This window comes from Reyranella sp. (genome assembly GCF_052439685.1).
GTDB lineage: Bacteria > Pseudomonadota > Alphaproteobacteria > Reyranellales > Reyranellaceae > Reyranella.
This window is the reverse complement of sequence record NZ_JBQVQG010000056.1, coordinates 1-8,672: the sequence shown is the minus strand read 5'-3', so window position 1 is coordinate 8,672 and position 8,672 is coordinate 1. Positions and strand designations below refer to the sequence as shown.

The window sequence follows — 8,672 nt, the reverse complement described above, 5'->3', positions numbered from 1 at the left end:
CGTCTCGACGACCTGCTGCCATGGGCCTACGCCACTCCGCAAGTGCTCAAGGCCGTGGCCTGAAAACGACCCTTACGCACCAGCTCTTGCTTATGTTGATGAGTCGGTCGAGCCGAGCCCGGAACAGATCGCCTTCCTGAGTTCCCTCGTGCTTCTTCGGCCGTATTCTTTCCTCCGCTGCGACCCTCGAATCATGACTTTCCGGCGACAAGAATCGATAAGTGAAACTGCAAGCTTCAAGGGCATAGCACCCCGAAACCTTGCAATCCCGAAACTGTTTGATCCCGGGATTTGATGGTGCACCCTTGTCAGGGAATTTGAGGGATGCGCTATGGGACAGGTTCTTCACGGCTGCGGCCCAACGACATAGGCGATCTGTCGAGCGATACAGCATAGTCAAGAGAGCCTGAGGAGCTTTTCCAAACGATACGGCATCGATCCCAAGACCGTCACCAAGTGGAAAAAGCGCGGCTCTGTCGCTGATCTGAAGACCGGACCGAAGGACGCGAAGTCGACAGTGCTTTCGATCGAGGACGAGGCGATCGTCGTCGCCTTCCGCAAGCACACACTCTTGCCGCTCGACGACTGCCTTTGTGCCCTGCAGGCCACGATACCGCACCTGACCCGTTCGTCCTTGCTCGGTCAAATACGAGGAAGTCTATCTTCGCCTACGACAGTGTCGGCCACGCGCGCGTCTCGCTCGGTCGCTATATCGACTTCTACAACGGCAAGCGGCGGCATTCGAGCCTTGACGCCCGAACGCCCGATCGCGCCTACTTCGACGTCATCAGGCCACTGGCGCGGACGGCATGAAACTTTATGCCGCCGTTGTCTGGTCGTCACTCCGGTCGGGCTACGCCCTCCCTAGGTGACGACCAGACAATGGCGAAAGAAACCGGCGGACATTCCACTTATCCAACGCCGATTCCTGCCCGAACAAACCCGGCCGCCTCTGGCGGTCACCGGCGATTTCTCGGTTAGGGTCGGGTTGCGAAGACCAACTCATGACCAAGGAACCCACCGATGACCTTACGAGATGATGAACCTGCGCTCGCTCGTGGAGAAGACCCCAGACGCCGATGTATTGCGCGATATGGTCAGCTTTGCCGCCCAGCGGTTGATGGAAATCGAGGTCGGGGTGCTGACAGGCGCGCCGCACGGCGAGAAGAGCACAGTCCGTCTGGTGCAGCGCAACGGCTATCGTGAGCGGGACTGGGAGACGCGGGCCGGCACGGTAGAACTGCGCATCCCTCGGCTGCGTAAGGGCAGTTACCTCCCCGGCTTCCTCGAGCCACGCCGCATGGCCGAGAAGGCGCTGACTGCCGTCATCCAGGAGGCCTACATCCAGGGTATCTCGACCCGCTCTGTTGACGAGTGGTCAAGGCCATGGGTATGAGTGGCATCTCCAAGAGCCAGTTGAGCAGGCTGTGCGAGGACATCGACCAGCGGGTGAAGGCCTTCCTCGATCGGCCGATCGAAGGGGATTGGCCGTACCTGTGGATCGATGCGACCTACGTGAAGGTGCGCCAGGCAGGCTGCATCGTCTCGGCCGCCGTTTTCGTGGCGGTCGGCGTCAATGCCGATGGCCGGCGCGAGGTGCTGGGCATGGATATCGGTCCGTCCGAGGCCGAGACCTTCTGGATCGCCTTCCTGCGCAAGCTGGCGCGGCGCGGTCTCAGGGGCCTCAAGCTCGTCGTCTCCGACGCCCACGAGGGCATCAAGGCGGCCGTCTCCAAGATCCTCGTCACCGTCTGGCAGCGCTGCCGTGTCCACTTCATGCGCAACGCCCTGGCCCATGCCGGCCGCAGCGGCCGGCGAGTCGTCTCGGCGTTCATCGCAACAGCCTTCGCCCAGAATGACGCCGAGCAGGCCAAGGCCCAATGGCGCCGCGTCGCCGATCAGCTCAGGCCCAAGGTCCCAAAGCTCGCAACCCTCATGGACGATGCCGAGCCTGATGTGCTGGCCTACATGAGCTTCCCGCCCCAGCACCGCACCAAGCTGCACAGCACCAATCCGCTGGAGCGCCTGAATGGCGAGATCAAGCGCCGCACCGAGGTCGTCGGCATCTTCCCCAACGAGGCCGCCATAACTCGGCTCGTCGGTGCCATTCTGCTCGAACAGAACGACGAGTGGGCCGTCCAGCGCGCCCGCTACATCACGCTGGAAAGCATCACCCCAATCGGAGACGATCCCAGCGTCGGTCTGCCCATCGCGGCAGACTGACCGATCCGGACCTAACCGGACATCGTCATGACCAACGAGATGGTACACCACGCCTCGGGGCACGATCCTGAACCGCCCGGCCTCCAGACGATCAACGGCGATGACAAGACTTGCGAGATTGCACGGATGTGAGCCCGTCGAAATACGCAAGCAATCGGGCAAGCCTTATAGAGGCCAACGATATCACTGCCAAGAGCGTGGCAAACACACGGTCAGAAAATGAACCTCGATCTCAGTTCGTTGCGAAGCGTACTCGCGGCTGCCGAGCATGGGAGTTTTCGGCAAGCCGCGACAGCCCTCAACATCAAGCAGTCTGCACTTAGCCGCCGCATTCGGCATCTCGAAGAGCAGTTTGGCGTCTTGCTGTTCGAGCGCTCCAGTGGAGGAGTGCGCCTCACCTCGGCCGGCACGAGCCTGGCGCCAGCCGCCCGCCGCCTCTTCGACGAAATCGACGATATGATCACGGCGGCGCAGTTGGCCCATCGCGGAGAAGCAGGCGTGCTGAAAGCTGGGTTCGGAACCGCCGTATCCACCAGCAAAGTGCGTACTGTGCTGGCGGAACACATCAAGTCGTTTCCGGCAATCGCCATACAGGTTACCGAACGATCGCCCGCTCAACTGGCGGCCGCTCTTGGAACAGGAGACGTGGATGTGGCCATCGTCGCCGGAGAAGCGCGGCAACATAGCGGACCTACCATGTCTCTATGGTCGGAGCGCATCGTGGCGGCACTGTCGTCGCGGCACCCACTTTCGAACAGCGAGGTCGTCGATTGGAGCGATCTGAAGGACGAGACGTTTCTTCTCAGCCAATGGGAGCCGGGCCTAGATCTGCGGAACCTGATCCTCAAGAAGCTTGCAGCTCCCGGTGATGCCCCGAAGATCGAGACCTGGAACGCCAGCAATGAGAATGTTCTTGGGATGGTCGAAGCTGGGATTCATGTCAGCATTCATTTCGAGTCATGGACCAGTCTTGCCTATAGCGGGGTCCGCTTTCGCGAAATCCGCGATGCGTCAGGCCCAAGCCATATCACCTTCACCGCATGCTGGGAGGAGCACAACCGCAACCCGGCTCTCGCCCGGTTCCTGGAGACGCTCCGGCAAACACACCATCCGACCACCCTCACCTAGAGCGATTCTAGGTCTGAGCGTATCCGGCTTTAGAGAAGTAGTTGCGGCATTCTTCGGGCGGGACGGTTGGCAGTAACTAGGCGATGGCGTGATAGACGGCGTCGTGAGTTCGCTGGGCGGCGTTTCGCAAGCCATGCTTGAGCCTTGAGAAGAGCATCTCGATCGGGTTCAGATCGGGCGAGTATTTGGGCAGGAAGAAGAGCTTGGCTCCGACCGTCCGGAGGCTCCTTCGGACAGCGCTGCTCCTGTGCGAACCGAGGTTGTCCATCATGACGATGTCGCCGGGCCACGTCGGGACGATCCCGTTCGCTGGCGATCAACGTCTTTTTTTCTAGTACCAACCCTTACTGAGCCTGACTCTCGGTATGGGATTCCTCGTAGTCGCGATTTGTGATTCGATTGCTCGTCTCCAGGTCGCTGACGGGGTATCGAATGGGAACGGCAGTCGAGGTTACGCGCTCGGATCATACGGCGCTGGAGCTTCGCCATCACGCCAGCAAGAGCGCGGATAGTGCGCAGGTTTGCCGGCTATTGGCGCTGGGGTCGGTGGTGGAAGGTCGGTGTCGTGGCGAGGCAGCGGCACTGGGCGTCATGGACCGTCAAACGTTGCGCGACTGGATCCATCGCTACAACGAGGCCGGGATCGGAAGGTCTGAAGTCTCGCCGCAACCCCGGCCGAGCGCCGGCCCTGAGCGCGGCCCAGATGGCGAAGTTGAAGGCGGTGGTCCTGGCCGGCCCCGATCCGGCCGAGCACCCGATGGTGCGCTGGCGCTGCGTTGACCTGCAGGCCGAGGTGGCGCGGCGGTTTGCCGTCGAAGTGCACGAGAGCACGGTGGGCCGGTGGCTGCATGAGCTGAGGTTGACCCGGCTGCAACCTCGTCCGAGCCATCCCCGGAAGATCGCCGAAGCGGAAGAGACTTTTAAAAAAACTTCGCCAGCCTGCTGACGGCGGCCTTGCCCGCCCGCGCGCTCGGCGGGCCGATCGAGATCTGGTTCCAGGACGAGGCCAGGGTCGGCCAGAAGGGAACCCACGCCTATGTCTGGGCGCCGATCGGCTCGCGACCGTTGATGGTGCGCGATAACCGGCACGACTCGGCCTACATCTTCGGCGCAATCTGTCCGGACCGCGCCGTCGGCGCGGCGATCGTGATGCCGGAGGTCAATGCCGAGGCGATGAGCCACCATTTGAAGGTGATCGGCGCCGAGGTCTCGCCGCTGGCCCATGCCGTACTGATTTGCGACGGCGCCGGTTGGCACCAGACCGGGGGGACGATTGCGCGTACCCGACAACATCACCCTGCTGCCCTTGCCGCCCTACTCTCCCGAACTGAACTCGATGGAGTCTGGCACTACTTGCGCGAAAACATTCTCGGCTCACGGGTCTGGGACACATACGACGACATCGTCGAGGCCTGCTGCGCCGCCTGGCGCTTTCTAACCGACGATCCTGCCCGCATCCGATCCATCGGACGCCGAGCTTGGGCATCGGTCAGCCTCTAAGCGGGTTGGTATAACTCAGCTTCTCCTCGTGGACGATCCCCCAGACCACGCGATAGCCCACACTCAGGCCGCGCTCTGCCAACTCGCCGACTAGCCCGCGCAGGGTGAACTCGCGCTCCCGACAGCGCTGCAGCAGCCAGTCCCGGTACTTGCCAACAAGCTTCCTCGGCCGGTACCCGCCGATCTGCCACGGCGCCAAGCTGCCGGTCCGACGATAGCGGTTCACCCAGTCGATCGCCGTGCTGATCGCAACTCCAAAGCGGGCCGCCGCCTAGTTACACGACAAGCCCTCCCGCCCTACCGAGAAGACTACCCGCTCCCGAAGGTCCATCGAACAGGCTCGTGCCATCCCTGCTGGCCTCCAACCCAGCCAGCAGGTTGAATTAGATCAACATGCCTTAGGGAATTCCCTTCGATTCCTTCTCAATTCATCCCGCTCTAGTTTCCGCCTGCTGCGCCGCGCCTCTCGCGGACCGGCGCGCTTTGGCAAAGGCACGATCGGCAGACATGAACCGAGCCAACATCGGTCCCACGAGCTTGGCCGGATCGATCGTTTGATCTGTTTCACGGCCGAGCGCCTCCGCGTAGACAACGAGATCCCGGTGGATGGCTGCCGGCAAGTCCACCGTCAACTTCACGGGCTTCTCGTCCAGGATGGCGCCGAGCTTGAGTTTGGACATTACTTTTTTCCTATCCGCGGTAAGGCTGAAGTACGAGATCGCGGGTCACGATGACCCGGACCGGATAACCAGGGCGGATGATCAAGGTGGGCTGGATGTTGAGATTGCGCCGCACGACTTGCTGCCCGGCCTGGTTCAGCGTGTCCCCCGCACCACGGCGCAGTGCACGAACGATATCGCTATCGTTCTGGTCCGAGCCAAGTTCGGTGCCCACCGCCAGGATGGTGGAAAGAAGCACGGCCTGGAACAGGGAACCCCAGTGACGATCGACACCGTCTTCCAGACCAGCCTCGCCGCTGGCACCCGCCCCGGGTTGTCGTTCGAGCACGATCGAATAGCCGTTCGGCAGAAGCAGCCGCGTCCAGACTAGAAGAAGACGTGATTGCCCGAAGCTAACCTGGCTATCGTAGACACCGATCAGCCTTGCCCCTTGTGGAATCAGCAACGCACCGCCCGTGGGCGTGTCGTACACGTTCTCCGTCACCTGGGCGGTGATCTGTCCCGGCAGGTCGGACCGAAGGCCGGTGATCAACGCCGCCGGAATGACGGCGCCGGCCTGCAGCACAAACGGCGAAGCGGGCCGCGCCAGACGATCGGGACTCGTCGTCTTGCGATCGACAGGCGCATTCAGGAAGGCGACCTTGCGGTCCTGTCCATTCTGGATCGAGGCTTCATCTGTCGCCCCAGCCCCCGCCGACATTGATGACTGAGACGGGGGAATACCCGCGCCACCAGTCTGTGTCTGACGATTGCCGGGCGCGAAAAGGCGGCTGACGCGGGCCGCCTCCGTCTCCTGAGCCCGGCGCTGTTGCTCGGCGTCGGGCGATGAAGGACCGGGCTGACCTTGGGCGGCCACGATCGGCCGGCCGAGATCGCCCGGCAGCGGCGGCCCGAGTGGCGGGACATCCCGAGGAAGCCCCGTGTAGTCGCGCGGCAGCGCCGCCAGACCGTCCGCCACGCGCGGCCGGTCGGTGGTGTAGAGTTCCTGGGATGAGACATCCCTTAACCGGTCGATCTGCAAAGCCCACAGCACGGCGCCGCAGACCAGGATCAGGGTCAGCGCCGTCCCGCCGATCAGCACAGTGCGCGACAGACGCGTGACGCCGGGTCCCTCCGATCGCAACCTGAAGGGCTGATTGGCCGTCGACTGCGTGGAATCCGACTGAGATTGATCGGTCATCGCTAGCGTCTTCCGTCCGTACGGAAGATCCGAACGATTTGCTGGTTCTCGCCACCCAATCGCAACTCGGCCGCAGCGAACAAGCGGTCGACGATGAGGACGTTGCCGTATGCCCGGGAGTTGACGAGCTCCGGCTTGCCGTCCGCGCCGACGACGAAGAGAGGCGGCATCTCACCCTGCACGATGCCGGGTGAGAACTCGACATAGACCTTGCGGCCGTCGTCGTAAGCGTTGACCGGCAGCCACGGGGGCTTATCGCCCTCGATCGAGTATCGGTACCGGCGCTGGGCAATCTCCGGGAGGACCGGCACCGGCGGCAGACTGCGAAGGCTCTTGCCTCGGCTCTCCGGATAGAACCAGGCGACAGACGGCATATAGGGCCGCTCGTGCGCCCGCAGTTCGATGAGATATGTCCGCCGGTCGGTGTTGACCACAAGGTTGGTCTCGATGGCAGGCCGGGTCGGCTTGACCAGGATATGAACGCGCCGGGTATCGCCGTTGCCGCTCTCAGTATCGCCAATGATCCAGCGTACCGTGTCGCCGGCCGCCACCGGACCTGAGCCAGTGAGCTGCTCGCCAGGCTCCAAGGCAATGTCGGTGACCTGTCCTGGGGCGACGTAAACCTGATAAAGGGCCCCCGAGCTGTAGGGAAACACCTGCACCGCGTTGAAATAGCCCTCGCGGCGCGGCTCCACCCGCGCGGCGCCGTTAGCGGCCTCGACGCGCGCCACCGGGTCCCTTGCATCGCCGGGTCCTCCCCGTGACGGCGTCCAGGCCGGTGGGATATGCAGAGGCCGGGGAGGCGGATCCTCGGCAGGCGCGGCGGCCACCGGAAGCGGCGGCACGCTCTCGTCGTAGCTGATCTGCGGCGGCTTCGTTGATGCGCATCCGGTGATCGCCAGCAGGGAGACGAAGACGGCTGGTCTCATTGCGCGGTACCTCATTGTGCGAGCTCCTTAGACCAGTTGATGGCGTTGACGAAAACCCCGAGCGGATTCTTGCGCAGGCGATCGGCGTCGCGGGGCATTTCGATCACGATGGTGAGGATGGCTGTCCAGCGCTCGGTGGCGGCGAGCTGGCCGCTTTCGTAGCGGCGCTCGGTCCAGGCCACCCGAAAGCTGTCCGGCGATGCCCGGATAACGCTCGAGACCTCGACGGAGACCTGCATCTTGCCGAGCCTGGCGAAAGGATCGGCGCGGCGGGCATAGTCGTTAAGGGCCGCGGCGCCGCGATCCGTCGTAAACTCGTAGGCCCGTAGCCAGCCCTGGCGCAGCACGACCGCGTCGGACGGCAGCGCACGCACGTCCTCGATGAAACGCGCAAGGTGAAAGGCGATCTGCGGATCGGTCGGCCGATAGGAGGCGTCGGCCGGCGCGATCGCCTGAGCTTGGCCAAGCCTGTCGACCTGGACGACCCAGGGCGTAATCGTCCCCCTCGCCGCTTGCCAGACGAGCCCGGCGGCAAGACCGGCGGCCAGCGCCAGGCAACCGAACGCCATCAAACGCCAGTTCCTGGCCTGCACGCGCGCCGAGCCGATGCGGTCGTCCCACACCTGCGCGGCCTTCTGGTAGGGCGTCTCCGGCACGGGTGTCCGGCCGTAACGGACCGACGAACGCTTGAACATCAGTGGTTCCCTTCAGAAAGATCGATGGAGGAGCCGCCACCACCGTGATCGCCGGACCGGATGGCGTGGGTTGCGGCAGACGCGCCGTGACTGGCGGCCTGGCTCCGCCTCATGCGTCGTGCCCAAGCGGGGGGTGCGTCCGCCGATGCAGCCGCGGCGCCCGCCTCGGCATCGCCGGCAGCGGAACGACCGCCGGCTGCGAAGCTGCTGGAAGCGCCTTCTGCCGCCCGGCGGAGCGGGCTGGTCGCGGCGGACGCGCCAGCCACGGTCACACCGGATAGGCCGCCGGCGCGGTAAGCGGTCGCGGCTCCACCGGCCAGGGCCGCAGATCCCCGAG

Annotated in this window: 5 protein-coding genes and 7 pseudogenes; 5 read left to right on the top strand and 7 right to left on the bottom strand. The window is 63.8% G+C overall.

What is annotated here, in order from left to right; genetic code table 11:
* Positions 1–373: 373 nt before the first annotated feature.
* The 4 genes and pseudogenes from ACT6UX_RS29995 to ACT6UX_RS29980 all read left to right on the top strand — a co-directional run.
* Positions 374–637, top strand: a pseudogene (locus tag ACT6UX_RS29995) (IS481 family transposase); the annotation flags it as partial.
* Between the two features lies 1 nt (position 638).
* A pseudogene (locus tag ACT6UX_RS29990) lies at positions 639–813 on the top strand (integrase core domain-containing protein); the annotation flags it as partial.
* 223 nt (positions 814–1,036) lie between these two features.
* A pseudogene (locus tag ACT6UX_RS29985) lies at positions 1,037–2,223 on the top strand (IS256 family transposase).
* 219 nt (positions 2,224–2,442) lie between these two features.
* Positions 2,443–3,351 carry a LysR family transcriptional regulator gene (locus ACT6UX_RS29980; RefSeq protein ID WP_444778800.1) on the top strand — a complete coding sequence of 303 codons (909 nt, stop codon included), beginning with the start codon at positions 2,443–2,445 and terminating at the stop codon, positions 3,349–3,351.
* Positions 3,352–3,358: 7 nt separating this feature from the next.
* Here ACT6UX_RS29980 and ACT6UX_RS29975 read toward each other — a convergent pair.
* Positions 3,359–3,658: pseudogene (locus ACT6UX_RS29975) on the bottom strand (transposase); the annotation flags it as partial.
* 125 nt (positions 3,659–3,783) lie between these two features.
* Between ACT6UX_RS29975 and ACT6UX_RS29970 the strand changes: the two are divergent.
* A pseudogene (locus ACT6UX_RS29970) lies at positions 3,784–4,851 on the top strand (IS630 family transposase).
* A 10-nt stretch (positions 4,852–4,861) separates the two neighbouring features.
* Here the strand turns inward: ACT6UX_RS29970 and ACT6UX_RS29965 are convergent.
* From ACT6UX_RS29965 to ACT6UX_RS29940, 6 genes and pseudogenes are all read right to left on the bottom strand, one after another.
* Positions 4,862–5,200 (bottom strand): annotated as a pseudogene (locus ACT6UX_RS29965) (IS630 family transposase); the annotation flags it as partial.
* A 79-nt stretch (positions 5,201–5,279) separates the two neighbouring features.
* On the bottom strand, positions 5,280–5,531 hold the full coding sequence (locus ACT6UX_RS29960) for a DUF2274 domain-containing protein (RefSeq protein ID WP_296321521.1): 252 nt from the start codon (positions 5,529–5,531) through the stop codon (positions 5,280–5,282).
* A 10-nt stretch (positions 5,532–5,541) separates the two neighbouring features.
* A complete protein-coding gene (locus ACT6UX_RS29955; protein WP_444778799.1) occupies positions 5,542–6,711 on the bottom strand; it encodes a TrbI/VirB10 family protein in 1,170 nt (389 codons plus the stop codon).
* Positions 6,712–6,713: 2 nt separating this feature from the next.
* Positions 6,714–7,655, bottom strand: a complete 942-nt coding sequence (gene trbG, locus ACT6UX_RS29950) for a P-type conjugative transfer protein TrbG (protein WP_444778798.1) — start codon at positions 7,653–7,655, stop codon at positions 6,714–6,716.
* Entirely contained in the window at positions 7,652–8,335 is a 684-nt protein-coding gene (gene trbF / locus ACT6UX_RS29945; protein ID WP_444778797.1) for a conjugal transfer protein TrbF, read from the bottom strand. The genes trbG and trbF overlap by 4 nt, the downstream gene beginning before the upstream one ends.
* Positions 8,335–8,672 (bottom strand): annotated as a pseudogene (locus ACT6UX_RS29940) (P-type conjugative transfer protein TrbL); the annotation flags it as partial. The pseudogene ACT6UX_RS29940 and the gene trbF, both read right to left, overlap by 1 nt.

What these genes read in the sequence shown, in the direction of transcription:
- ACT6UX_RS29980 (WP_444778800.1), top strand. Translation starts at nt 2,443, where the DNA reads ATGAACCTCGATCTCAGTTCGTTGCGAAGCGTACTCGCGGCTGCCGAG.
- trbG (WP_444778798.1), bottom strand. Translation starts at nt 7,655, where the DNA reads ATGAGGTACCGCGCAATGAGACCAGCCGTCTTCGTCTCCCTGCTGGCG.
- ACT6UX_RS29960 (WP_296321521.1), bottom strand. Translation starts at nt 5,531, where the DNA reads ATGTCCAAACTCAAGCTCGGCGCCATCCTGGACGAGAAGCCCGTGAAG.
- ACT6UX_RS29955 (WP_444778799.1), bottom strand. Translation starts at nt 6,711, where the DNA reads ATGACCGATCAATCTCAGTCGGATTCCACGCAGTCGACGGCCAATCAG.
- trbF (WP_444778797.1), bottom strand. Translation starts at nt 8,335, where the DNA reads ATGTTCAAGCGTTCGTCGGTCCGTTACGGCCGGACACCCGTGCCGGAG.